This window comes from Methylobacterium sp. J-070, assembly GCF_022829385.1.
In the GTDB taxonomy this organism is placed as follows: domain Bacteria; phylum Pseudomonadota; class Alphaproteobacteria; order Rhizobiales; family Beijerinckiaceae; genus Methylobacterium.
Window position 1 is genome coordinate 12,745 of record NZ_JAKSXX010000290.1, and the last position, 24,209, is coordinate 36,953.

Genomic DNA, 24,209 nt, shown 5'->3' on the forward strand with positions numbered 1-24,209 from the left:
AACGCGCCGGCGCTCTTTCCAACGGGGTCAAAATGAGGGACGATCACCGCGGCATTCCAGCCGCGGATCTGCGCCCTTGTGCTTGGATGGATCTTCCGGGAGCCGGCCGAACATCGTCGATCCCCTCGGCGCCGACGGGATCTGGCCGATCGAGCCGGACCCGCGGCTGACCAACCTCCGCGGTCGCCAGGACTGGCATCTCCACGACGGGCACCCCGTGGCGGCCGCGGTCGCGGGGCGGTTGATCGGCGCGGACGACGCCAGGATCGCGCAGCTCGGCATCCGCCGCGATTCGCGCGACCACGCGTTCCCGGCCGCCTTCGCGCACGCCCCGGACACCGGCGAGCGCCTGGGCGCCTGCGTGCCCCTGCCCGATCCCGCCCTTCTCGATCTCGATGCCGACAGCACCGTCGAGGTGCCGCTCCCGAGCGGACGGCCGACGCTGTTCCGGGCCGGCCGTCCGGCCGCCCTCTACCTGTTTCAGGACACGCTGGGGGCCCTGGAGGTCTGGACCGGCCGGGCCTTCGCCACGCTCGGACGGCTCCCGGCGAGTCCGGGGGGATCGTCCCTCGCCCTGGGCCGGGAGGGGCTCGCCTACACCACGGTCGACGCGCTGGTTTCCGTGACGCTGCCGCAGCTCGGGCCGGGCCTCGCCCATGTCGAGGCGCGGCTCCCGGGCCTGCGCTTCCTGTCCGCACCCTGCTGGCGCGGGGCCGACCTGCTCGCCCTCGCCGAGCGGGATGGGCGGCTCATCGGGTGCCGCGCCCCGGCCGGCTCGGACGTGCTCGCCCTGTCCGACACCGGCATCACCGCGTCGGGGGGCCCCTTCTCCGGACCCTGGACGAACCGCCTCGGCGACGCGGTCTGGACCGGGCCCGACGGATTCGTCACCTGGCGGGCCTGTGCCGACGAGATCTACCGCACGCCCTGGCCGGATGGCTTCGTTCCGATTGCCGCGCAGGTCCCATGGCGCGACGACGCCGATACGCATCATCAGCTCGGCCTGGCGGCCGGCCGGTATCACGTCGCCGCGCTGTCGCCGGACACGACCCTCCGGCCTCTGGACGGGCCGCGCCTCGCGGCCGGGACCGTCGCCTATTGGGGCGCCGAATACTTCGCCGCCCCCTGGCGTCCGCCCGTCGAGACACTGAGCCTCGGCATCCACGCGGGGAGCCTTCTCGTCCCGCTGCTGGCGATGCCGCGCGATACCGTGCTGCTGGCCCTCGACCTCGACGTCCCGCGCGGCGATTTCGCGCGCGGGGCGGCGCTGATGACGCCCGCGACCGGCTACGTCCTCCACCACGCCCACGGAGCCGGCCTGCGCCGTCTGCCGGTCAGCCTCGACGTCACCGCCATCCAGGATGCGGGCGCGCTCCTGCACGACGGGACCCTCTATCTCTGGAGCCGGTCCGCGCGCCGCTGCCACGCCCTGCGGCTGCGACCGGCATGAGAGTCTGGCTGCAAGCGATCCTGGCGCTGCTCGTCCTCCCGGGCGGTGTTGCCCGCGCGGAGACGCCACGCCAACTCTTCCTGATCCAGGATTCCGGCTGGATGGAGCCGTTCCTCGCCGCCGAGGGCTCGCGGTTCCGGCCGCTCATCGAGGCGCTGGTGGCGGCCACCGCGATAGGGGACGGCGCGGTCGCGATCGCGACCTTCGATCAGGACGGCCAGGTCCCGGGCCGCACCTCGCCGCGCATCCTGTACGACGGTCCCTACCGGGCGGACCGCATCCGGGCGGCCGTCACGGCGATCGACCTGCCGCGCAAGGCGGGCGGCCGGGCCTATGCCGATGCCGATTTCAACGGCGCGCTGCTCGGCGGGATCCGGTCGGGCCTGCACGGCCGCGACGGCGTGATCTGGATGATCACCAACAACAAGAACGCGCCGGGCAACAGCGCCGAGGTCGAGCGCAACACCGCCGCCTTCTACGCGACCCTGCGCGCCGCCCCGGCGTTCACCCGGATCGTCGCCCATCCGGTCCGGATGCCGCTCCAGGGGCGCAGCTTCTCGGAGACGGGCTTCGTCATCTACGGTATCGGCTACGGCCCCGCCGGCGGGCGGGCGCTCGACGCCGTGCTCGCCGCGCCCGGCCTCTCCGCCCTGTTCAGCCATCCGCCCGTGACCCTCAAGCCGGTCCCGGCGGGGGCCCTCGCCCTGCGCTTCGACCGGCTCGACAGCGGCGGTCTGGAGGCCGAACTGGAGAACGGCGTCCTGGTGGTGCGCGGGGCCGACGCCGTCGGCGGGGCGGTCCTGCATATCACCGGCCATCTCCGCAACGGGCTCTATCCGCAGCGGGTCGCCGCGGCGAGGCTGGCGCTGGACTGGAGCGAGGCGCAGCCCGGAACGGCCCTCGCGCGGGCGCGGATCGTGCCGGACGCCATCGCCGAGCTGGCGCCGCAGGCCGAGAGCCCGCCGCTCACCGTCACGCTGACCCTGCCACCGATCCCGCGCCCGGACGGCATCGCCGGCCTGCTCGCCGGGAGCCGGCACGTGGACGGCCTCCTCACCCTCCGGCTGACGGACCTGCGGCTCGCCCTCGATCCGGCCTTCCTGGACCGCGTCCGGCCGATCTTCGGGAGCGGCCTCTTCGCGGTGGACCAGCCGACGGGGTCCGTCGCCGCGGATCCTGTCGCGCTGGAGGATCGCCTGCCGGGGCTGTTCCGCGACTATCGCGGCGTGTCGGAGGGGGCTGTCAGCCTCCCGGTCCGCATCGAGGCGGCGTTCTCGCCCTGGCCCCTCGTCGCGGCCTCCGGCGGGGGGCTCGCGCTGGCGGGGGCCGCCGGCCTGTGCGCGGCCTCGATGCGGCGGGCCCGGACCTACACGGTGAGGCTCGGGGCGGTCTCGAAGCGCGCGAGCCTGAGGCCGTACCGGCCCGAGGTGCTGCGCGCGCCGGACGGCAGCCGCTGGCTCGTGCGGGCGCGCCTGTGGGGCGAGCCCCGCGTCACGCGGATCGCGGCGTCCGGACCCGGCGCATGATCGGCCTCCGCGACGACGGCCCTGCCCGTCAGGACCCGATCCGGGTCCAGATGCAGGGCGGGCAGGACTTCACGATCCCCGCCCCGCAGCCCACCCCACAGGGCGCGACGCCGCCGATGGAGCCGGCTCCGGCGCGGACGACGGCGCCGAGCCCGTTCTCCCGCCTTGAGCGGATGTCGACCACCCCGGAGCTCCTGCTCGGGGCCGCGGCGCTCCTGGTTCTGGCGATCGTCTTCCTGTTCGTCCGGCACGCGGTGCGGGTCCATCTGATCAATCGGCGCGCGACCCTCGACGCAGCGGACGGGGCGAGCTGGATGCTGTTCGCCGCCCTGATGTGCACGGCGACCATCCTGGTGGGCGCCACGGTCGGGCGGCTGTGGCAGGCCTGGGCGGGGCTGACCGCGGGCTTCGCCCTCTGCATCATCCTGTTCGCGGTCGCCCTGTCGCTGTTCCTGCGCGCACCCGAACGGAGGCGCTGAGCGATGGACGACGCGCGCAGAGCCGGCGGCGAGCGCCTGCTGAAGGTCCGTCCGACCGTTTTCGTGGCGCTCGGCGGTACGGGCATGGAGGTTCTTCTGCGCCTGCGCCGCCGCATCCTCCAGGCCGACTGGAACGGGGCGCGGATCGGCGCCCTCGACCAGTTCCCGGCCGCCGCCTTCCTGTACGTCGACACCGACACCCTGGAGGCGCGCGAGGCCGACCGCGCCGTCGCCACCGATCCGCTCGCCGTCAAGGTCGCGTTCCGAGAGGGCGAGACCCTGCAGAAGGCGGTCAACCTCGCCCGGTATCAGGCTGAGCGGCGGAGCTACCCGCACATCGATGCGTGGCTGCCCGCCCGCGATCTCTCGCGCATCGACGCCTCCAAGGGCGCCGGACAGATCCGCGCCATCGCGCGCCTGCTGTTCTTTGACGAGGCGCGCAACGTGATCGGCCGTCTCGCGGCGAAGGCCGAGTCCGTCCTCGCCAACGTGTCGAACGAGGCGCAGCTGCGTGCGCTCGGCCTCGACACCGCCACCGATCTGCGTTTCGTCGTGGTGGCCTCGGTCGCCGGCGGCACCGGTTCGGGAACGATCATCGACGCCGGCTACGCGATCTCCTCCCTGGAGACGCCGAAGCGTCCAAGTGCGGTCGATCTCTTCCTCGTGCTGCCCACGGGCTATGTCGGCGCCAACCGGGACCGCGTCTTCGCCAACGGCGCGGCGACGCTGTCCGAACTCGAATACGTGATGCGCGGAAACCCGCAGCCGCCCTACGTCGAGCGCTGGGGCGATTACGACCGGGTGGCGCCCGGCGTCGCGCGGCCCTTCACCGACGTATACCTGTTCGACAGTCAGAACCTCGCCGATCAGCGCACCCGGGCGGTGGGCAATCTCTACGACATGATCGCCGACGTCCTGTTCGAGGATTTCGGCAATTCCGAATTCTCGGGCCGCAAGCGCTCGATCGGCGTGAATCAGACCCAGCACAAGATGCGCAAATGGGCGCCGCCGAGCCCGATCCAGGCGGACCGCACGGCGCTCTACGCGCTGACCTATTCCGCCCTCGGGCAGGCCGTGCTCGCCACCCGGGGCAGCCTGGAATTCGAGGCCGCCGCCGCCGAGGCCGGCCTCGACATGGTGGAGGCCTTCTTCGGCGTCGCCCGGGGCCGGGCCCAGCGCCGGATCCCCACCATCGAGGAGCGCGATCGGTTCGCCGCCGACCGCCTCGACCTGCGCTTCGCCGCCTACGAGACGTTTCCGAGGGTGCTCCGTCCGGCGCCCCCGGGGATCGCCGAATTCGAGCTGGTCGGGGCGCTCCTCCAGCGCTCGGACGGCACCTCCATCCAGGAGGCTGTGGCCCTCGCCGCCGACGACGCGGTCGACGCGATCCGCACCGAACTGGCGAACCCGCGCGACTGGGCCCCGAACCTGCGCAGAGAGGCCGAGCGCCTGCGCGACGACATCCTCGGCCGCACAGGGTCGGGCGCGCTCTACGGACCGCGCGGCGCGGAGGTCCTGGACGCGCGGCTGAAGCTGGAGGCGACCTGGCTCGCGGAACCGGAGGGTACGCTGCCCGCCGCGCTCTACCGCCTCCTGGACGACCAGGAGCGCGGCGGCCTCGACTTCGTGCGCGCGCTGATCGAGGGCGTGAAGGATCTGATCGAGGCCGATGGCGGGGCGCTTACCCGCCTGACCGCCGCGGCCGACACCTATGCCCGGCTCGCGGACGAGATGCTGGCGGAGCACTTCTCCGCCTCGCTCAGCCGCCTGGAACAGGTCCGCCCGGGCCTGATCATCTCGCGCCGGCGCGACGCCGAGCGCTACCTGGAGCAGGCCCGCGACGACCTGCGCGGGTCCTGCGTGCTGCGCATCCGGTCCCTGGCCGCCCGCGAGGCCGCCGGGCTGCTGCGCCGGGTGTCGGCGTGGCTCGGCACCCGCACCGGACGGGATCCCGAGACCGGCCTCGCCCGCCATGACGGCCTGCTCGGCACCCTGAACCAGGGCCACGACGACGTGGACCGGCTGATGCGCGCGTTGCGGCTCGCCATCGCCGAGATCCGGAATGCCATCGACCGGCCCTCCGGAGGCACGTTCCTTGTCCTGCCCTCGGGCGACCTGCCGGATCTGTCCGTCCCGCCGGCGGACCGCCTCGCCTGGGCACGGGAGGCGTTCGAGGGCTATGGCGGCTCCCGTGCCCTCTTCGCGCTCCTGCGGTCGGAGGAGAGCCGCGGAGACTTGGTCGAGGCCGTCCGGGCCATGGCCCGGCGCCGGCTCGGCCCCCGCCGCGCCCGCATCCCGTCCGCCCTCGAGGCCCTGCGCGCCTTGCCGGCCGACCGGCAGCGGGAGATCCTAGAGCTCATGCTGCTGCGCAGCATGCCCTGGATCAACGCGCAGTTCGACGCCTTCAACCCGAGCGGCGACCAGTTCAAGACGGTCCTGGCCATCGAGGGCGCGCACGCGTTCCAGGCCGAGTTCGGCGCGATCCTGCGGGCGAGCCTCCCGCCGGTGCTCGGCGCCGGCGAGATCAGCGTCCTGGAATCCGGTCAGCGCGGACGCATCGTCTGCTACTGCGAACTCTCCGGCGTGCCCCTCGACGTGCTCGGACCGCTCCGCGGCGACTGGCGGAGCGCCTACGCGCAGGAGCTCGATCGCCTGGACGCGATCCCGCTGCACAATCACAAGGACTTCCTGCGCTTTCCGGACCCGGTCGCGCCCTCGGCCGAGGAGACCGAGGCACTGCGCGAGACCCTGTCGCTGTTCCTGCGCGGCGTCTGCCTCAACCTGCTGACGCGGTCGCCGGATACGGGCCTCTGGCGCTTCGAGTTCGAGTCGGGCGACTGGCGCAGCGTCGGCTCCGAGCGCACGCTGCGGCGCAAGCTGTTCGACCGGACCCAGCGGGACGCGATCGCCCTCCGGCTGGCCGAGCGCGAGGCGTCGCTGTCGCCCGTCCAGGTCCTGGCGCTGGCCGCCCTGTTCGCGTGGACCGCCAAACGCGCCTACGCGCCCCGGCGGGAGGCGGTGAATTTCGACGCCGAGGTGCGGGTCGGCGGGATCGGCCACGCGGTGGCGCAGACCTTGGCGCAGAGGTGGCGGCGCTCGGCCGCGGAGGCCGGGGGCCTTCCCGGGGATGCCGACGCGCTCCACGACGCGTTCCTCGCCCGGATCGACGCCTGGACCCGGCCGATCCCGGGCAGCCTCGGCGACGTGCCGCCCGAGGAAGCCAACCGTGATACCGCCGACCCGCCCGCCTTCCGGGCCGTGGACAAGCGGTCCGTCGACCCGGCCGCCTTCACCACGGACGGGCTGACGCGCCTCGCCGCCGGGATGCCGGCGCCGCCGCCCCCCGCCGCCGCACAGTTCCACATCTATCGCGACGCCGTCGAAGGGCCGGTGTCGCTCGCCGAACTGGTCGCCCTGGCGCGGTCCGGGATCGTGACCGCCCTGACGCAGATCCATCCCCACGGCGGCCCCTGGATGCCGGCCGCCGCGCTTCCGGACCTCGCGCCGCTGCTCGCGCCGCCCCCGCCTCCGGCGCGATGAGGGACGGCTCAACCGCGCAGGGCCAGGAGCTGGGCCCGGGCGGCCCGGATTGCCGAGCGTTCGAAGCGCCCGGCCGACCGGGCGGGGTCGCTCTCCCGGCCGGCCAGAACCGTCCGCCGCAGGGCAACGAGCGCCGGGTCGCCCCAGGCATCGAGGAGGCGCCCGAACGCAGCGTGGCGCGCCGCATCGAACGGGATCGCCCGGCCAGCCCCATCCCTGACCGGATGGGCCGGGTGGAATCCGCCGCACGGCACCAGACCCGGCGGGATCGGCGCGGTCGCCGGGTGCGTCCGCCGGAGCGCCAGCAGTTTCGGCAGCACGTGGCTCTGGGGCCCGGGACCGCCGGTGCCGCACCCCGCCTCCGGCGCGAAGATCTCGATCCGCCCCAGTCGGGTCACGAAGACCCGGTGCGTCTCCGGAGCCGCGAGCGCCGGTCCGGCCGGATTGTCCGGCGAAAGGATCGAACGGCCGAGCCCGGACCGCAGGCGGTCGATCAGCGCGGGGTCGGCCACCCGCAGGCAGGCATCCGCCGCTTCGAGACCGAGCCCCAGATCGAACAGGAGTGCCGCACGATCCTGCGGCCGCACGGCCGCCGCGTCGGCCCCCAGTTCCGTCAGCACCCGGCGCCGGCCCATGGCGCAGGCGGACGCGGGCAGGCACAGCGCGACCGTCTGGCTCCAGCCGCCCGTGAAGCCGGTCTCGTAGGCGAACGGCCTCAGGTCCGGCGGCACGGCGAGCCTGACCGCGCCGCGGCCTGTGACGAGCCCGGACCCGCCCGAATCCAGCCGTTCGACCGGCTCGTCGGGATCTCGGGCGAAGGTCGCGGCGGCGCCGTAGCCGCCGAGGCTCCAGGTGCAGGCCGGATCGGCGAGCTGCGCGCGCAGCAGAGCCTCCACGGACCGCCGCGGCCCGTCCGTCATCGCCCCTCGCAAGAACGCCCCCGCAGGCGCCACGCCTTGACACGGCCGGCGATTGACCGGAAGTCGCGGGTCGATCATCGAGGTTGAATGCGGCGCAGCGGGCACACGGCTCGGCGCGACCGACGCGGACGCGTCCGCAGGGCCTCGCGACGGGATCCGCGGGAAGGGCGCTGGCATGGACGTCATCGAGACTGAGATCCCGGACGTGAAGCGCATCGTCCCGAAGCGCTTCGGCGATGCACGGGGATGGTTCTCCGAGACGTTTCGCCTGGACGCCATGGAGCGGGCCGGCATCACGGCCACGTTCGTCCAGGACAACCAGTCCTTCTCGGCGCCGAAGGGCACCATCCGCGGCCTCCACTTCCAGATCGCGCCCCGGGCGCAATCCAAGCTGATCCGCGTCCTCCAAGGGTCGATCCTAGACGTGGCGGTCGACATCCGCAGCGGCTCGCCGACCTTCGGCAAGTTCGTGACGGCGACGCTCGACGCCGACTCGGGCGAGCAGCTCTACATCCCGCAGGGCTTCGCCCACGGCTTCTGTACCCTGACGCCCGACGTCATGGTCGCCTACAAGGTCGACGCGTACTACAGCCCGGAACACGACCGCGCGCTGCTCTGGAACGACCCCGAGATCGGGATCCCGTGGCCTGTCTCGGATGCGGCCGCGATCCTGTCCGACAAGGATCGCCGCGCTCCGCGTCTCTCCGAACTCGGACCTGCCCTCTGAGCAGACCCGCACCGGCTGGCGACGCGTCGTCCGCGCAGGTCCTTGAACGGCCGCAGGTTTTCGCCGCAGGACCGGGGCGCGCGCCGGCCGGACCTGCCGAGGGCACGCTTCCGAACCTTGCGGTCCGGCCGCAATTTCGTCACGCCGGCCAGTCTTACGCTGCCCCGTCGTTCAGGTTTAGACTTTTCCGAAGAGGTGACACGCCATGCGCATCCTGGTGACCGGAGGCTGCGGCTTCATCGGCTCGGCGCTGGTGCTGCACCTCGTCAACGATCTCGGCCACGAGGTCTGCACCCTCGACGCGATGACCTATGCGGCGAACCCGGTCTCCCTGGCGCCGCTGGCGGACAACCCGCGCCATCACCTCGTCGAAGCCGACATCTGCGACCACGCCGCCGTGCGGAAGGCCTTTGCCGATTTCCGCCCGCAGGCCGTGATGCATCTGGCCGCCGAGAGCCACGTCGACCGCTCGATCACCGATCCGGGTGCCTTCGTGCGCACCAACGTCATCGGCACCCAGACCATGCTGGACGGCGCCCGCGGCCATTACGAGGCCCTTGCCGAGGCCGACAGGAAGGGCTTCCGGTTCCTCCACGTCTCCACCGACGAGGTCTACGGCTCGCTGCCGCCGGGCGCCTTCTTCACCGAGGAGAGCCGCTACGACCCGCGCTCGCCCTACTCGGCCTCGAAGGCGGCCTCCGACCACCTCGCCCGCGCCTGGCACGAGACCTACGGCCTGCCGGTGCTGGTGACGAACTGCTCGAACAATTACGGGCCGCGCCACTTCCCCGAAAAGCTGATCCCGCTGATGATCCTCAACGCCCTGGAGGGCCGGAAGCTGCCGGTCTACGGCGACGGCCTGAACGAGCGCGACTGGATCCACGTGGAGGATCACGCCAGGGGCCTGGTCGCCGTGCTGGAGCGCGGCCGGGTGGGCGAGACCTACCTCCTCGGCGGCCGGGCGGTGCGCAACAACCTCGCGGTGGTGAAGGCGCTCTGCGCGGCCTTCGACCGGCTGCGCCCGCAGAACGCCCCGCACGAGCAGCTGATCAGCTTCGTGGCCGACCGTCCGGGCCACGACCGGCGCTACGCCATCGACTGCACCAAGGCCGAGACCGAACTCGGCTGGCGCCCGCAGAAGACCTTCGAGCAGGCGCTGGAGCAGACCGTGGCCTGGTACCTCGAGAACGAGGGCTGGTGGCGCCCGATCCGCGAGGGCCGGTACAAGGGCGAGCGCCTGGGGCTCAACGCCTGATGAACATCCTCGTCCTCGGTGGCGCCGGCCAGGTCGGCACCGAGTTGCAGGCGCTGGCCTGGCCGGACGGCGTGACGGTCACCGCGCCGAGCCGGGCCGAACTCGACGTCACCGACGCGGACGCCGTGGCGGCGGCGCTCGGCGCGCGGGACTACCGGGCGGTGATCAACACCGCCGCCTACACGGCCGTCGACAAGGCTGAATCCGAGGTTGTCCCGGCGTGGCGCCTCAACGCGCTCGCTCCGGCGATCCTGGCGGCCGCCACGGCGGAGCGACAGATCCCGCTCGTCCACGTCTCGACCGACTACGTCTTCGCCGGCACGAAGCCGGAGGGGGCCTACGCCCCCGACGAGCCGATCGACCCGCAGAGCGTCTACGGGGCCAGCAAGGCCGCCGGGGAACTGGCGGTGCGGACGGCCAATCCGCGGCACGCCATCGTCCGGACCGCCTGGGTGGTGAGCCCGCACCGCAGCAACTTCGTCAAGACGATGCTGCGGCTCGCCGGCGAGCGCGACGGCCTGACCGTGGTGAACGATCAGCACGGCTGTCCGACCTCCGCGGCCGACCTCGCCGCCGCGCTGGCGACGATCGCCCGGCGGATGGCCGTAGACGCGGGCGCGCCGACCGGCACGTTCCACTGCGTGAACGCCGGCGCCACCACGTGGTGCGGCTTCGCCGAGGCGATCATGGCAGGGGCGGCCAAGCGCGGCGGCCGCTCCGTACCGGTGACGGGCATCCCGACCTCCGCCTATCCGACCCCGGCCCGGCGGCCGGCCAATTCGCGCCTGTCCACCGACAGCCTCACGGCCGCCTACGGCATCGCGCCGCGGCCCTGGCAGGCGGCGCTCGACGACATCCTGGACCGGCTCGTCGGGCCGGTCTCAGAGGGAGTTCTGCACCCATGAAGGGCATCGTTCTGGCCGGCGGCTCCGGCACGCGCCTGCATCCGGCCACGCTGTCGATCAACAAGCAGCTGCTGCCGGTCTACGACAAGCCGATGATCTACTACCCGGTCTCGGTGTTGATGCTGGCCGGCATCCGCGAGATCCTGATCATCTCCTCGCCGGAGCACCTCGACAATTACAAGCGCCTGTTCGGCACCGGCGAGCAGTTCGGCCTGAAGTTCTCCTACGCGCTGCAGCCGCGGCCGGAGGGCCTCGCCCAGGCCTTCGTGATCGGTCGCGCCTTCGTGGGCGACGACGACGTGGCGCTAATCCTCGGCGACAACCTGTTCTTCGGCGCCGGCATGGGCGAGCTGCTGGAGCGCGCAGCCGCGCGCCGGCAAGGCGCCACGGTCTTCGCCTACCACGTGGACAACCCCCAGGCCTACGGCGTCGTCAATCTCGACAAGTCCGGCCGGCCGACCAAGATCGTCGAGAAGCCGCAGAACCCGGAATCCACTTGGGCGGTGACCGGCCTGTACTTCTACGACAATCAGGTGCTCGACATCGCCGCCGACGTGAAGCCCTCGGCCCGGGGCGAGCTGGAGATCACCAGCGTCAACGAGGCCTATCTGCAGCGTGGGCAGCTGCACGTGGAGCGGATGTCGCGCGGCTACGCGTGGCTCGACACCGGGACCCATGACAGCCTGCTGGAGGCCAGCGAGTTCGTCCGCACCCTGCAGCATCGCCAGGGGCTTCAGGTCGCCTGCCTGGAGGAGATCGCCTACCTGCAGGGCTTCATCAGCCGCGACCAGCTCGTGGCCCGCGGCGAGATGTTCGCCAAGACCGCCTACGGCCAGAATCTGCTGCGGCTCTCCCGCGAGAGCGAGGACGACCTCAGCCTGCGCCGGGGCAAGTAGCCGTCCTCCGCCGGCGGGGCGACCGGCGGTGTCTGCAGCCGACGCGACGAGGCGCTGCGACGCGGGTCTTCTTCCCGCGTCGCAGCGGTGCGAGGAACGTTGCGGCCGGTCGCCCCGCTATTTCGGGCTGCAGCCGATGCAGATTCCGCGCATGAGCTTGTCGTCCTGCGCCTCCTGCGGGGTGCGCTCGCGCCGGTCGTCCGCCGTCGCGTCGCCCGCGCCGCGGCTCGGCGGCATGACACGCCCGACCGACGAGGCGTTCGGCGCGGTGGCGGTCGAGGCGGGGCCGCCGCCGGTGCCGGTCTGAGACTGCGCCGCGGCGGCGCCCGCCGCCAGGACCGGCAGCAGGATCGCGAGGCCGAGAACGTTCATCGGGCGGGTCATCTGTCGGGAACTCCAAACCGGGCCTGCAGCAACGTCCCGAAAGATGGCCACCGGCTTTCGGATGGGGCGCCCACAGGCCGATCGCAACGCGATCGGGTTCAGGTCCCGAGACGGCGTCGGCCGAGAACGCGGCGCGCCGTCCCGAACCCGATCTCCGGGACGCTCCACTAACGCGGGTGTGACCATCCGGTTCGACCGCCGGCCCGATCTCCACCTTTGTTCGCCTTTGCAGCGCCGGTGCGGCGCCGTATCAGGGGCCGCGACACTGCCGCCGACCCCTGAAGCGTCGAAACCCGGAGCCGCCGCGACGATGCGGGACCCCAACGCGATCGACTTCTGGCGCGGCTTCGCCCTGATCACGATCTTCATCAATCACATCCCGGGCAACACCTTCGAGCGCTACACCTTCTCGCAGTACGGCATCTCGGACGCGGCCGAGCTGTTCGTGTTCCTGGCGGGGTGGTCGATCGGCATCGCCACGCGCGGCCGCGACGGGATGCCGGAGCCGCCCGGGAAGAGCGTGGTGCGGCTCCTCGCCCGCACCGTCGAGGTCTATCGGGCCCAGATCACCGTGATGCTGCTGGCACTGGCGCTCATCGCGGGCGCGGCCTTGCTGCTCGACAACCCGCTCATCCTCGAATGGCACAACGCCGGCAATTTCTTCGCCGACCCGATCCAGTCCGTCTGCGGGATGGCCCTGCTGACCTATCAGCTCGGCTACTTCAACATCCTGCCCCTCTACGTGCTGCTGATCGGCATCGCGCCGCTGTTCGTGCTGGTCGGGCGCTTCAGCCTGCTGGCGGCGCTGGCGCTGTCCGGAAGCGTCTACCTCGCGAGCCTCCTGTTCGAATGGAACCTGCCGTCCTGGCCCGGCGAGGGCGACTGGTTCTTCGATCCGCTCTGCTGGCAGGTCCTGCTGGTGCTGGGCTTCGTGCTCCAGGGCTGGAACCTGCGCTCCGGCTTCCTGCGCCGCTGGACGCGGAGGCTGTTCCCGGCGGGCATCGCCATCGTCCTGCTCGGCATCGTCCTGTCCGTGATGGAGATCCGTCCGGATCCGATGGTCGTGCCGGAGCCGCGGCTGCTGTTCACCTTCGAGAAGACCTACCTGACCCCGGCGCGACTTCTGCATTTTCTGGGGGTATTGTTAGCGTTCGCGCCGCTCTACGCATTGCTGGCCCCGCGAATCGGCCGCATCGTCGGCTACTTGTCGCAGCTAGGCCGTAACTCCCTGGCTGTCTTCTCGATGGGCTCGATCCTGAGTCTGATCGGGCAGCTCGTGCGTTTCCAGACCGGCGGCGGCTTGCTGATCGATATGCTGGTCGCCGGCTCGGGCCTGTTCGGGCTCGGGTTCACCGCATGGTTCGTCGAATGGCGCACCCGCAGCAGATCGTCGAAGTCCCGCGCGTGAGCACGGCACGCCGCCATGCGCCGCCCTGCGGGGGGGGCGTCCGCATGCGGGCCCGGGCCTGGCTCGTCCTCGCGGCCCCGCTCCTCGCCGTCCTCGCCCAGCCGGCCGCCGCGGAGCAGGCCGCCGATCCGGGCGCGAGCGAGCCCGGCCTCTCGCAGGAATGCCGCGTCCCCGGCGCGCAGCTCTATACGGCGGCCAAGCTCGGCGCCGTCAGGGCGGCGCTCGCCGAGGGCCGGCCCCTCAAGATCCTGGCGATCGGCGGCAGCGCGGCACCGGGCGCCTCGGCCTCCTATCCGGCCAAGCTGGAGGCGGCGCTGGAGCACGCGCTGCCGAAGGTCGACGTGGTGATCGACCATCGCGGCCTCCCGGGGGAGGTCGCGTCGGGCGCCGCCGAGCGCCTGCGCACCATGGTCGTCGAGGCCGAGCCCGAACTGGTGGTTTGGCAGGTCGGCACCCACGACGCCATCGCCCGTGTGGATGCCGAGGCCTTCGAGAGCGCCCTCAGCGAGGCCGTCGCGTGGATCCGCTCGCACGGGATCGACGTGGTCCTGGTCGACCCGATCTACACCGCCAGCATGGCCGCGGACGTGGACTACAACCGGATCGTCGACGCCGTCCGGACGGTCGCGATCCAGCAGCAGGTGCCGCTGGTGCGCCGCTACGAGGCCCTGCACTACCTGTCGAGCCGCAGCGACCGGGGCGAAGGCCACATGCTGGGGCGTCAGTTCCGCCTCAACGATCTTGGCCTGCGCTGCATGGCCGAGCACGTGGCGCTGACCATCGCCACCTCGCTGACACGGACCGAGACGCCAGAGGAACCGAAGGCCGGTCCCGCCACGCAGCCCTTAACCGGCCCGCAACGCGCCCCGGGTTAGACCCGACAACCAGAGGTCGGCGTCCCGCCCGCCTCGGGCCCGGCGCGGAGCCTGTAGTGTCAGCCACGGCTCTTCCGGCCCTCGCCCTCCGGCGCCTGCACGCCCTGCGCGGCGGTCCGCAGCGCGCGGCGATCACGGTCTTCGCGATCCGCGTCGGTTCGGCCGGCTTCGCCTACGGCTCGCAGGTCCTGGCGGCGCGTCTGATGGGCTGGGACGCCTACGGCGTGTTCGCCTCGGTCTGGGTCTGGACCGCCATGCTGGGCCACACCCTGACGCTCGGGCTTTCGCAGGGAGCCTGCCGGTTCGTGCCGGGCGATCAGGCGCAGGGCGATCTCGACCTCGCCCGCGGCTACATCCGGGCCGGCGCGCTGATGACCGGCGGGGCGGCGCTCGCCGTCGCGGGGCTCGGCGCGGCGCTGCTCGCCCTGGAGCCGGACCTGTTCGCCCCGGCCTATCGGGCCCCCATCGCGGTGGCGGTCTGCGTGCTGCCGCTCTTCGCGCTGCAGGATTATCTCGAAGGGGTCGCGCGCAGCCAGAACTGGGTCGGGCTGGCGATCGCGCCGCCCTACCTCCTCCGTCAGACCCTGATGATGGCCTGCATGGTCGGGGCGGTCCTGTTCGGGGCGCCGCCGCGGGCCGAGGTCGCGATGGTCTGCATGCTGGTCGCCGCCGCCGCCGCGACCGCGCTGCAGGCCGCCCTGCTCGTCGCGCGGCTCGGGCGGGCGCTGCCCCGCGGGCCGAACCGCTACCGGTGGCGCGCCTGGCTCGGCACCAGCCTGCCGATCGCCGCGATCGATCTCGCCAATGCCGGCTTCACCTTCGTCGACGTGATCGTCCTCGGCGCCCTGGTGAGCCCGGCCGAGGTCGGGATCTATTTCGCGGCGACGCGGATCCAGCAATTCGTCGTGTTCGTGCACTTCGCCGTCAGCGCCGCGACGCTCCAGCGCTACAGCGCGGCCCAGGCGCAGGCCAACCGCTTCCTGCTGGCCGAGCTGGTCCGTCGCCAGGGCCGGACGACGGCGGCCGCGACCGTCGCGGTCGGGGGCGCGATCCTCGCCGCGAGCCCGCTGCTCCTGGCGATGTTCGGTCCCGGGCTCGGCGCGAGCGTGCCGATCCTGTGCGTCCTCGTGGCCGGAAGCGTCCTGGCGAGCCTGTTCGGGCCGGGCGAAGACCTGCTGACCATGCTGGGCGGGGAACGCCTCTGCGCCGGGATCACCGCGGGGTCGCTCGTGGCCGCCGCGGGCCTGTGCGTCGCGCTCGTCCCGGCCTTCGGGCCGCCCGGCGCGGCGCTGGCGGTCGCCCTCGCGACGGTCGGCCGGGCCGCCCTCCTGGCCCGGGTCGCCGGGCGCGTGCACGGGCTGCCGACGCCCGTCTGGTCCGCGGGAGCGGTGCGATGAGGCCGGCCCCGACGCAGAGCCACACCCAGTCCGGACCGGCCGCCACATGCAACGGCGCGCCGGATCCGGCGGCCTGGGACGCGTTGTCGGCGTCCGCCGCCGCGCCGCACCCCCATTTCTCGCGGTTTGTGACGGAGGCGCACCGCGCCGCCGGCCTCCTGCCGAAGGCCCTGCGCTTCGTGACCGTCCGCCGGGGAGACCGGCTCACCGCGCTCCTGCCCTACACGCTGTCCCACGACCTCACCGGCCTCGGCGGCCGGGTCGCGCGGCCGTTCCTGTCCCCGTTCATGACCGCGTCCGCGCCCCTCGTCGCCGACGGGCCGGATCGCGCCTCCGACAGCCTGGCCCTGGTGGCCGGCCTGGAGACCGCCTCGGGCGGCCGGCCCTGGCGCTGGCCGCTCCTCACCACCGAGGAGGGCGCGGTCCCGGAGATGCTCGCGCTCATGCGCGCCCGGGGCTGGTCGATCGGCACCGTGGCGGCGTTCGAGCGCCCGGTCGTGGACCGCCGCGCCGATCACGACGCCTTCCTGGCGGGGCATCCGAACCGGTCGCGGTTCAAGGATCTGCGTCGCCGTGCCCGCCGGCTCGCGGAGGCCGGCACGGTCGCCCACACATGCGCCACCGGCGGCGCGGACCTGCAGCGCCTCGTCGCGGCCTTCCTCGACCTGGAGCGCGCCGGCTGGAAGGGATCGGCCGGGACCGCCATGGCCTGCCGGCCCGAGACCGCGTCGCTCGCCCATGGCCTGTTCGCGGACGCCGCCGGCCCGGTGAGTGCCCGGGCGGACGCCCTGACCCTCGACGGTCGGCCGATCGCGATCAGCCTCGCCCTCGTGGGCGGCGGCACCGCGACCCTGCTGAAGACCGCCTACGACGAGGATCTGCGCAGCCACGCCCCGGGCCTGCTGCTGGAAGCCGAGATCGTGCGTGCCTGCCACGAGACCGGCTTCGCCGCCCGGCTCGACTCGGCGACGCTGGACGGTTCGGCTCTGGAGAGCCTCTACCGCGACCGGACGGCGGTCGCCGAGATCATCGCGGTCCCCCCCGGCCGGCACGCGCTCAGCCTGGAGCGGCGTCTCGGGCTCGCCCGGTTGGAGCGGCAGGCGCGCACCGCCGCGAAGCAGGTGCTGCGGCGACGCTGAGGCGGCGCCGCGCTGCGGCCTAGCGCGCGCGGTAGGGGCCGTCGCCCTCGACCCGATCGTAGACCCCGTGGCCGGTCCGGGCGCGGTACGCACGGCCGGCGATCTCGCCCGGCGTCGGCGGGGTGCCGGGCTGGGCGAAGCTGGTCTCCGGGCGGTAGGCCGGCCCCCAGCCGATCTCGTCGTCGCCGGCCGGATCCTTGCCGGGAAAGCCGGTGACGTAGCCGGTGCTCTGCGCGAGGGCCGGGGCGGCGGCGAGTCCGAGGAGAGCCGCGACGGCGAAGCGAACGGTTGTCCTGGCGTGCATCGGTCGTAATCTCCTCGTCCGGGCCGCGGAACGGATCGTTTGAGAAGCAAACCCGGATCAAGGCCGTTGGTTGTCGGGGCGTGCATCCATGCCGCGGAAATGTCGGCCGTCGGGCCGGGCCGCGGTCATCGGAACACCATCGCGGAGGCGCGGGCGCCATGGAGGATTGGAAAGCCGGGCTCCGGGCCGAAGTGCGGGCCATCGAGATCGCCACCGGCGATGCGGCCGCCGCGCAGCTGCCGGAGCTGCTGCGGCGGCTGCGCCGGCATCAGGCGGGGCTCGGGGGAAACCCGATCCTCGCGCTCTACCGGCGCTGGCGCATACGGATCCTGGCCCGGGCCGTCGCCGACGCGCGCTGGCACGCGGAGCAGGGGCGGGCCGCCCGCCTCGACGGGCTCGACCCCCGGCGCTGAACGCCCTCCGGCGGCGCGGATACCGGTCCGGCGACAGAAAGCGACGAGGCGGGGAGGAGGGAGAGCCCCGCTACGCCGCCACCGGCCGCGCCGGGCGCCGACCGGCCCGGGGCGCCGACGGCGCGCGGCCGGCGGAAGCCTCCGGACCGGCCCGGTCCGGGGACGAGGCCGGCAGCCGCACCAGGACGATGGTGCCGATCGACTGCTCCGACCGGATGCGCAGCGACCCGCCGTGGAGTTCGACCATCGAGCGCGTGATCGCGAGGCCGAGCCCGGAACCCTTGTGGCTCCTCGTCATCTGGGACTCGACCTGCGTGAAGGGCCGGCCGAGCCGGGCCACGTCGGTCCGCGGGATCCCGATGCCGTTATCCTCGATGAACAGATGCGTGCTCGCCCCCGCGCGCCGGGCGCGTACCGTCACCCGGCCACCGGCCGGCGTGAACTTCACGGCGTTCGCGACGAGGTTGACGAGGATCTGATGCATCGCGCTCGGGTCGGCCAGCAGGTCCAGCCCGGCCGGCACGTCGACGCTCACGGCGATCCCCTTCTGGCGCGCCTCCGCCCCGACGGGGACCAGGGCGTCGGAGATCGCGGCCTCCGCGCCGATCGCCCTGGGGCTCAAACGCACCCGGCGCGCTTCGAGCCGGGCCATGTCGAGGATGTCGTCGATCATCGAGAGGAGGTGCGACCCGCTCTCGCGGATGTCGCGGCAGTATTCGGTGTAGCGGGGCGTGCCGATCGGGCCGAGAACCGCGTTCTCCATCACGTCGGCGAAACCGATGATGGCGTTGAGCGGCGTGCGCAGCTCGTGGCTCATGTTGGCGAGGAATTCGGACTTGGCCTGGTTCGCCGCCTCGGCGACGGCCTTCTGATCCAGGTAGCGCTCCGCGAGATCGGCGAGCTGCTGGGTCTGAAGCTCGAGGGTGCGGCGGGAGCGCTTGAGGTCCTTCACCGTCTCGATCAATTCGCGCTCGGAGGCCAGGAGCTGCTCCTGATTGCGCTTCAGGCTGGTGATGTCGGTGCCGACCGAGACGTATCCGCCGTCCTTCGTGCGCCGTTCGCTGATCTGGAGCCAGCGGCCGTCCGCGAGCTCGGCCTCGAAGGTGCGGGCCGTCAGACCGGTCAGCGCCATGCCGGTCTCGGGTGATTCCCGCCGGATCTGGGGAAGCACCCCGCGCCCCATCACGTCCGTGTAGCTGCGCCCGGCCTGCGCGTCCTCCGGGCTCAGGGCGTGGAGGTGCCGGAACTTCGAGTTGCACAGAACCAGCCGGTTGCCGGTATCCCAGAGCACGAAGGCCTCCGAGATCGCCTCGACGGCGTCGCGCAGGCGCATGTCGGCGGCCGCGTTGGTCTCCTCGAGAGCCCGCTGCTCGCTGATGTCGGTGGCGATGCCGACGAGGTGGCGGCCGCCATCGGCGGAATCCGCCACGACTTCCGCCCGGGCGCGGAGCCAGACATACGCCCCGTCGGCGCCGCGCATGCGGAAGGCGTGGTCGATGAAGGTCTGGTTGGCGGCGAGCCCGCGGGCGAGGCTGTAGAGATCGCCGTCGTCGGGATGGACCAGGCCGTTGACGTCGCCGAACGACAGATACTCGTGCTGCCGCTGGTAGCCGAGCAGGCCGTACATCGAGTCGGACCAGTAGATCCGGCCCCGGGCGATGTCCCAGTCCCACAGGCCGCAATCGCCCCGGCGCAGGGCCGTCTCCAGACGGCCGCGGATCTGCTCGCGGGCACGGTCGGCGCGGGCGGCCTGCCGGGTCTGCAACCCGTAAGCGAGACCGACGCCGACGATGACGAGACAGGCGGCGGCGATCAGGACGATCTGGTCGCGGGTGCGGGCGGCCCATCCGCGCAGCAGCGGCTCGACCGGCTGCAGCACCGCCACCTGCCCGCCGCCGTCCGGCAGGCTGTGCATGGCGGCGAGCACCCGCTCGCCCCCCGGCAGGTCGAACGCCATGGCGCCGGCGCGTTCGCCGAGCCCGGAAAGCGGCTCGCTGTCGCCGAGAACCTGCGCCAGGTTGGTCAGGTCGGCGGGCAGAGGCGGATGGGCCGCGACGATGCGGGCGTCCTGCCGCACCAGCAGGAGGCGCCGGCCGGGATGCCGCTCGCTCTCGGGCATCAGCGCGCGCAGGTCCGAGCCCGCCGAACCGGTCGGAGCGACCACCCGGGCGGCCAGCCGCGCGAAGCCTTCCAGCTCGGCCCGGGCACCGGCCAGGATCTCGGCACGCTGCCCCTGGATGTGCAGCGCGGCGAGGCCGACCAGGCAGGCCAGGAACATCGCGAGGGTTCCCGGCACGGCGAAGCGCAGCCACCGCTCGGCTTGACCGAGCCGGGGATCCCGCGCGCGCATCGGCCAGGAGATGGCGAGAGTCGAATCCGCACGCGCGGAGAAGGAAGCGGAACCCGCCTCCGGCATGGCCGAACCTCACCCGTGGGATCTGCGATCCGGTAGGGCGCCGCGGCCCCCGAATCTGATTGAATACAACCACCTCGGAGGCCAGCTTGTCCACGGCTTTTTTACCGTGGGGGATTGACGAAAGCCCGGTGTGACAACTCCGTTAGAGAATCAGTTTCTACCGTAAGTTCAAGTGCTTAGCCGTCTCCGAGGCTCCGGGCCAGGATGTCGGCCGAGTCCCGGGAAAGCCCCGGGATCGCGTTGATCCGATTAAGGATTTCGACAGCTTTTGCGGCACGCGACTTTTCCAGCCGGCGCCACGATCCGAAGGCCGTCAGCAGCCGCGCGGCAACCTGTGGGTTGGACGAATCGAGCAACGCCACCGCGTCGGCCACCCGCGAAAATCCCGCGCCGTCGCGTCGGGCGAACTGGGTCGGGTTGCCGAAGGCGAAGCTTCCGATCAGCGCGCGCACCCGATTCGGGTTGGTCATGGTGAAGGCCGGGTGTCCCTGCAGCGTGGTGATTCGCTCCAGCGTGCCGGGCTCGGGGATCTGGGCCTGGATGGCGAACCACTTGTCGAGGACCAGGGGCTCGTCGGCGTAGCGCGCGGCGAAGCCCGCCAGCGCGGCCTCCCGCCTCTCCCCGGGGATCAGCGCCAGCGTGGCGAGGGCGGCGAGGCGGTCGGTCATGTTGGTGGCATTGTCGAGGCGCTCGCCGGCGCGCGCGGCGCCCAGTTCGGGATCCCCCGCGGCGATCAGGTCCAGCGCCGCGTTGCGCAGCGACCGGCGGCCGGCGGAGGCCGCGTCGGGGCTGTAGGTTGCGCCGGCGGCGGGCGCGAGGGCCGCGTCGAGCCGTTCGAGGCACGGTCGGAGCGCCCGCCCGAGATGCGCCCGCAGCGCGGACCGGGCCTGGTGGATCGCGTCGGGATCGACGTCCCTGGGCAGAGCGTCGGCGGCCTCGCCCTCGCTCGGCAGGGCCAGGACCAGGGCTGCAAAGGCCGGATCCCCCAGGGCCTCGGCGTCGAGGAACCGGCCGAGCGCCTGCGCGAAGGCCTCGGCCCGGTCGGGATCGGGATCGAGGATCAGGCGCAGGGCCACATCCTGCGCCGCCTGCCAGCGGTTGAACGGGTCGCTGTCGTGCGCCAGGAGCCGCATGCGCTGCGCGTCGGTGAGCGCGAGGTCGAGCCGCACCGGGGCCGAGAAATCGCGCAGCAGCGACGGCACCGGTTCCTCGGCAACGGACTCGAACACGATCTCGGCCTCGGCGCGGTCGAGAACGTAGACCCCGTCCCGCACGTCCGGGCAGGTGGCGCCGGCGAGAGGCCCCGCGGCGCCCACGAGGCCGAGCGCCACCGGGATCACCAGCGGCGGCGCGTCCTGCCCGGCCTCGCCCGGCAGCGTCTGGACGAGATGCAGCCGGCAGCGGGCGGCAGCCCGGTCGTACGCCAGGGTGGCGGTCAGCCGCGGCGTGCCGGGCCGCTCGTACCAGCGGGCGAAGGCCGTGAGGTCGCGCCCGGTGACCGTCGCGAAGGCGGCCAGGAAATCCTCGACCGTGGCGGCCCGGCCGTCATTGTCGGCGAAGTAGCGGTCCATGCCGGCGCGGAAGGCCTCGGGACCGATCAGCGTGCGCAGCATCCGGACGATCTCGGCGCCCTTGTCGTAGACGGTGGCCGTGTAGAAGTTGTTGATCTCCGCGTAGGCCCGGGGCCGCACCGGGTGCCGCAGCGGCCCGGCATCCTCGGGGAATTGCCGCGCCCGCAGCGAGCGGACCTCGGCGATCCGGTGCACCGGCCGGGAGCGCATGTCGGCGGAGAATTCCTGGTCGCGGAAGACCGTCAGGCCCTCCTTCAGGCAGAGCTGGAACCAGTCGCGGCAGGTGACGCGGTTGCCCGACCAGTTGTGGAAATACTCGTGCGCGATGATCGCCTCGATGGCGGCGTAATCCCCGTCGGTCGCGGTCTCGGGGCTCGCCAGCACGTATTTGTCGTTGAAGATGTTGAGGCCCTTGTTCTCCATGGCGCCCATGTTGAAGTCGGACACCGCGACGACGTTGAAGACGTCGAGGTCGTAGGGCCGCCCGAACGCCGTCTCGTCCCAGGCCATGGAGCGGATCACGGCGTCGAGGGCGTAGTCGGCGCGGGATTCCTTGCCGGGCTCGACATAGACCGCGCAGGTCACGCCGCGGCCCTCCATCGTGGTGAACCGGGTCTCGACCTTCCCCAGACGGCCGCCCACCAGGGCGAACAGGTAGGCGGGCTTCGGGTGCGGATCGTGCCAGATCGCGAAGTGGCGGCCGGCGCCCGCGGGGCCGGAATCCACGAGGTTGCCGTTGCCGAGCAGCACCGGGGATTCGTCCCGGTCCGCTTCGAGGCGGGTGGTGTAGACCGCCATGACGTCCGGGCGATCGAGGAAGTAGGTGATCCGCCGAAATCCGTCGGCCTCGCACTGGGTGCAGTAGACCCCGCTCGACCGGTAGAGGCCCATCAGCTTGGTGTTGGCGGTCGGGTCGGCCTCGGTGACGATGCGCAGGACGAAGGGCCGTCGCGGCGGGTCGATCAGGCTCAGCCCGGACGGCGACGCCGCGTAGGCGCCGGCCGCCAGCGGCGCGCCGTCGAGGGCGACCGAGACCAGCCGCAGCTCGTCGCCGTCGAGGTTCAGCGGCGCCCCCGCTTCGCCGGCCGGGTTGGGGCGCAGGGCGAGCGTCGCGTCGATGCGCGTCGCGTGCGGGTCGAGGCGGATGTCGAGATCGACGCGGTCGATCAGGTAGTCGCTCGGCCGGTATTCCTCGAGTCGGATCAGCGGCGGCGTCTCTGTGCGCATGCGGCTCTCTCTCCGGGTGCGGATCGGGCCTGTTCTGGTCCCTCGTGGCGCCCGGCGCAACGCGGTTGACGGCGCTCACCCGGTGCGGAGGCCGCGCTTCTGCCGCCACAGGCCGCCGATCAGTCCGAGATTGAGCGCGGCGAGCGCTGCCAGCATGGCCCAGAGGGCATCCGCCCCGAAACGCGTGAGCAGGAACGCACCGAGCGGGGGCGCCAGGGCCTGGGCGACGAGCCCGGGTCGGGCCAGCCGGCCGATCAGCCCGGCGTAGTGCTCCGGACCGAACAGGGCCAGGGGCACGGTCCCCCGGGCGATCGAGTAGATCCCGTTGCCGGCGCCATACAGGACCAGGGCGAGGGCGATGCCCGGCAGATGGGCGGCGAGCAGCAGCAGGCCGAGCCCCACCAGGACGAAGGCGGCCGTCAGCGTCCAGAGCGGGTGATACCGTCCCCTGCCGGCCATTTCGACCAGGCGCGCGCCGACCTGGGACGGCCCGATCAGGCCGCCATACGCGACCGCTGCCGCGACGGCGACGCCGCGGTCCTGCAGCAGCGTGATCAGGTGGACCGAGACCAGCGCCATCGTGGCGCCCCCGAGCACCAGAACGCCCATCATCAACAGGACGGCTCGGTGCTGCCACGGTGCCGGAGCCGCCGCGGCGTGAGCCGGCCCGCCCGCCGCAGGCTCCGCGGGCGGCACCGACGGGATGAAGCGGAGGACGAGGGGAAGCGTCGCCGCGAGGTGCAGGACGGCGTAGGCGAGGCATGTTCCCCGCCATCCGACCTGCGCCACCAGGAAGGCCGACAGCGGCCAGCACACGGTGCTGGCGAAGCCGCCCAGAAGCGTCAGGTGGGTGATCGCGGCGCGGGCATCGGCCCCGTAGAGCCGCCCCAGCGTCGCATAGGCGGGATCGTACAGGCCGCAGCTCATGCCGAGGCCCAGCAGGAGCCAGCCGGCGAAGTAGACCGGCAAGGCCGTCGCGAGCGCAAGCACCCCCAGGCCCGCGGCCAGCAGCAGGGCCGCGAGCGCCAGGACCGGCCGGCCGCCGCGCGTCGGGATCGCGGCCCCGACCCGCGGCGACGCCGCGGCCGCGGTCAGCAGCCCGACAGACAGGCCGGCGACGATCCAGGCGAGCGGCCAGCCGGTGTCGCGGGCGATCGGCTCGGCCAGCACCGCCGGGAGATAATAGGTCGAGCCCCAGGTGAGGATCTGCACCACCCCGAGGGCCGAGATCACCGGCCAGCGGCGCGTCCGGTCGGTCACCGGATCACCGCCCCTGCACATGGTCAGTCCCGCGGCGAGCCGCACCCGGGATCCGTCCCGTGGCCGGCGCGCCCCCGCCGGATCCCGGCCCCCTCGGTTGCCGGATGACGACGATTG

19 protein-coding genes are annotated in these 24,209 nt (G+C 72.8%); 13 read left to right on the forward strand and 6 right to left on the reverse strand.

The window, feature by feature from the left end; all coding sequences use genetic code 11:
- Positions 1-82: 82 nt before the first annotated feature.
- From MKL01_RS32095 to MKL01_RS32110, 4 genes are read left to right on the forward strand one after another with little or no spacing between them, the layout of a single operon-like run.
- A complete protein-coding gene (locus MKL01_RS32095) occupies positions 83-1,450 on the forward strand; it encodes a hypothetical protein (RefSeq protein WP_243909221.1) in 1,368 nt (455 codons plus the stop codon).
- Positions 1,447-2,976 (forward strand): hypothetical protein, encoded by a 1,530-nt coding sequence (locus MKL01_RS32100; protein ID WP_243909222.1) that lies wholly within the window; start codon positions 1,447-1,449, stop codon positions 2,974-2,976. Before MKL01_RS32095 ends, MKL01_RS32100 begins: the two co-directional genes overlap by 4 nt.
- A complete protein-coding gene (locus MKL01_RS32105; RefSeq protein ID WP_243909223.1) occupies positions 2,973-3,455 on the forward strand; it encodes a hypothetical protein in 483 nt (160 codons plus the stop codon). The genes MKL01_RS32100 and MKL01_RS32105 overlap by 4 nt, the downstream gene beginning before the upstream one ends.
- A 3-nt stretch (positions 3,456-3,458) precedes the next feature.
- Positions 3,459-6,995, forward strand: a complete 3,537-nt coding sequence (locus MKL01_RS32110) for a tubulin-like doman-containing protein (protein WP_243909224.1) — start codon at positions 3,459-3,461, stop codon at positions 6,993-6,995.
- A gap of 8 nt (positions 6,996-7,003) precedes the next feature.
- On the opposite strand, the gene MKL01_RS32115 is transcribed toward MKL01_RS32110, so the two are convergent.
- A complete protein-coding gene (locus tag MKL01_RS32115) occupies positions 7,004-7,915 on the reverse strand; it encodes a DUF6925 family protein (RefSeq protein ID WP_243909225.1) in 912 nt (303 codons plus the stop codon).
- 175 nt (positions 7,916-8,090) lie between these two features.
- On the opposite strand from MKL01_RS32115, the gene rfbC reads away from it, so the two are divergent.
- The 4 genes from rfbC to rfbA all read left to right on the forward strand — a co-directional run bounded on the left by rfbC (position 8,091) and on the right by rfbA (position 11,698).
- A complete protein-coding gene (gene rfbC / locus MKL01_RS32120) occupies positions 8,091-8,642 on the forward strand; it encodes a dTDP-4-dehydrorhamnose 3,5-epimerase (RefSeq protein WP_243909226.1) in 552 nt (183 codons plus the stop codon).
- A 205-nt stretch (positions 8,643-8,847) separates the two neighbouring features.
- A complete protein-coding gene (gene rfbB, locus MKL01_RS32125) occupies positions 8,848-9,897 on the forward strand; it encodes a dTDP-glucose 4,6-dehydratase (RefSeq protein WP_243909227.1) in 1,050 nt (349 codons plus the stop codon).
- Positions 9,897-10,802 carry a dTDP-4-dehydrorhamnose reductase gene (rfbD, locus tag MKL01_RS32130; protein WP_243909228.1) on the forward strand — a complete coding sequence of 302 codons (906 nt, stop codon included), beginning with the start codon at positions 9,897-9,899 and terminating at the stop codon, positions 10,800-10,802. Before rfbB ends, rfbD begins: the two co-directional genes overlap by 1 nt.
- Positions 10,799-11,698 (forward strand): glucose-1-phosphate thymidylyltransferase RfbA, encoded by a 900-nt coding sequence (rfbA, locus tag MKL01_RS32135; RefSeq protein WP_243909229.1) that lies wholly within the window; start codon positions 10,799-10,801, stop codon positions 11,696-11,698. Before rfbD ends, rfbA begins: the two co-directional genes overlap by 4 nt.
- A 117-nt stretch (positions 11,699-11,815) precedes the next feature.
- On the opposite strand, the gene MKL01_RS32140 is transcribed toward rfbA, so the two are convergent.
- Positions 11,816-12,082 (reverse strand): hypothetical protein, encoded by a 267-nt coding sequence (locus MKL01_RS32140; protein ID WP_243909230.1) that lies wholly within the window; start codon positions 12,080-12,082, stop codon positions 11,816-11,818.
- A 310-nt stretch (positions 12,083-12,392) separates the two neighbouring features.
- Here MKL01_RS32140 and MKL01_RS32145 point away from each other — a divergent pair, with 310 nt between their 5' ends.
- The 4 genes from MKL01_RS32145 to MKL01_RS32160 are packed head-to-tail and all read left to right on the forward strand — an operon-like array spanning position 12,393 to position 16,901.
- Positions 12,393-13,490 (forward strand): OpgC family protein, encoded by a 1,098-nt coding sequence (locus tag MKL01_RS32145; RefSeq protein ID WP_243909231.1) that lies wholly within the window; start codon positions 12,393-12,395, stop codon positions 13,488-13,490.
- The gene (locus tag MKL01_RS32150) at positions 13,487-14,365 is read left to right on the forward strand and encodes an SGNH/GDSL hydrolase family protein (RefSeq protein ID WP_409566394.1); all 879 of its coding nucleotides are present in this window, start codon (positions 13,487-13,489) and stop codon (positions 14,363-14,365) included. Before MKL01_RS32145 ends, MKL01_RS32150 begins: the two co-directional genes overlap by 4 nt.
- Positions 14,366-14,421: 56 nt before the next feature.
- Complete coding sequence (locus MKL01_RS32155) at positions 14,422-15,762, forward strand: lipopolysaccharide biosynthesis protein (RefSeq protein WP_243909232.1); 1,341 nt, start codon at positions 14,422-14,424, stop codon at positions 15,760-15,762.
- Complete coding sequence (locus MKL01_RS32160) at positions 15,759-16,901, forward strand: GNAT family N-acetyltransferase (RefSeq protein WP_243909233.1); 1,143 nt, start codon at positions 15,759-15,761, stop codon at positions 16,899-16,901. Before MKL01_RS32155 ends, MKL01_RS32160 begins: the two co-directional genes overlap by 4 nt.
- 19 nt (positions 16,902-16,920) lie before the next feature.
- Here the strand turns inward: MKL01_RS32160 and MKL01_RS32165 are convergent, their stop codons facing one another.
- Complete coding sequence (locus tag MKL01_RS32165) at positions 16,921-17,205, reverse strand: hypothetical protein (RefSeq protein WP_243909234.1); 285 nt, start codon at positions 17,203-17,205, stop codon at positions 16,921-16,923.
- Positions 17,206-17,363: 158 nt separating this feature from the next.
- On the opposite strand from MKL01_RS32165, the gene MKL01_RS32170 reads away from it, so the two are divergent.
- Positions 17,364-17,618 carry a hypothetical protein gene (locus MKL01_RS32170; protein ID WP_243909235.1) on the forward strand — a complete coding sequence of 85 codons (255 nt, stop codon included), beginning with the start codon at positions 17,364-17,366 and terminating at the stop codon, positions 17,616-17,618.
- Between the two features lie 70 nt (positions 17,619-17,688).
- Here the strand turns inward: MKL01_RS32170 and MKL01_RS32175 are convergent, their stop codons facing one another.
- The 3 genes from MKL01_RS32175 to MKL01_RS32185 all read right to left on the reverse strand — a co-directional run bounded on the left by MKL01_RS32175 (position 17,689) and on the right by MKL01_RS32185 (position 24,113).
- On the reverse strand, positions 17,689-20,034 hold the full coding sequence (locus MKL01_RS32175; protein WP_243909236.1) for a PAS domain-containing sensor histidine kinase: 2,346 nt from the start codon (positions 20,032-20,034) through the stop codon (positions 17,689-17,691).
- Positions 20,035-20,210: 176 nt separating this feature from the next.
- Positions 20,211-22,832 (reverse strand): aminopeptidase N, encoded by a 2,622-nt coding sequence (pepN, locus tag MKL01_RS32180; RefSeq protein ID WP_243909237.1) that lies wholly within the window; start codon positions 22,830-22,832, stop codon positions 20,211-20,213.
- 75 nt (positions 22,833-22,907) lie between these two features.
- Positions 22,908-24,113 carry an MFS transporter gene (locus MKL01_RS32185; protein ID WP_243909464.1) on the reverse strand — a complete coding sequence of 402 codons (1,206 nt, stop codon included), beginning with the start codon at positions 24,111-24,113 and terminating at the stop codon, positions 22,908-22,910.
- Positions 24,114-24,209: the final 96 nt, after the last annotated feature.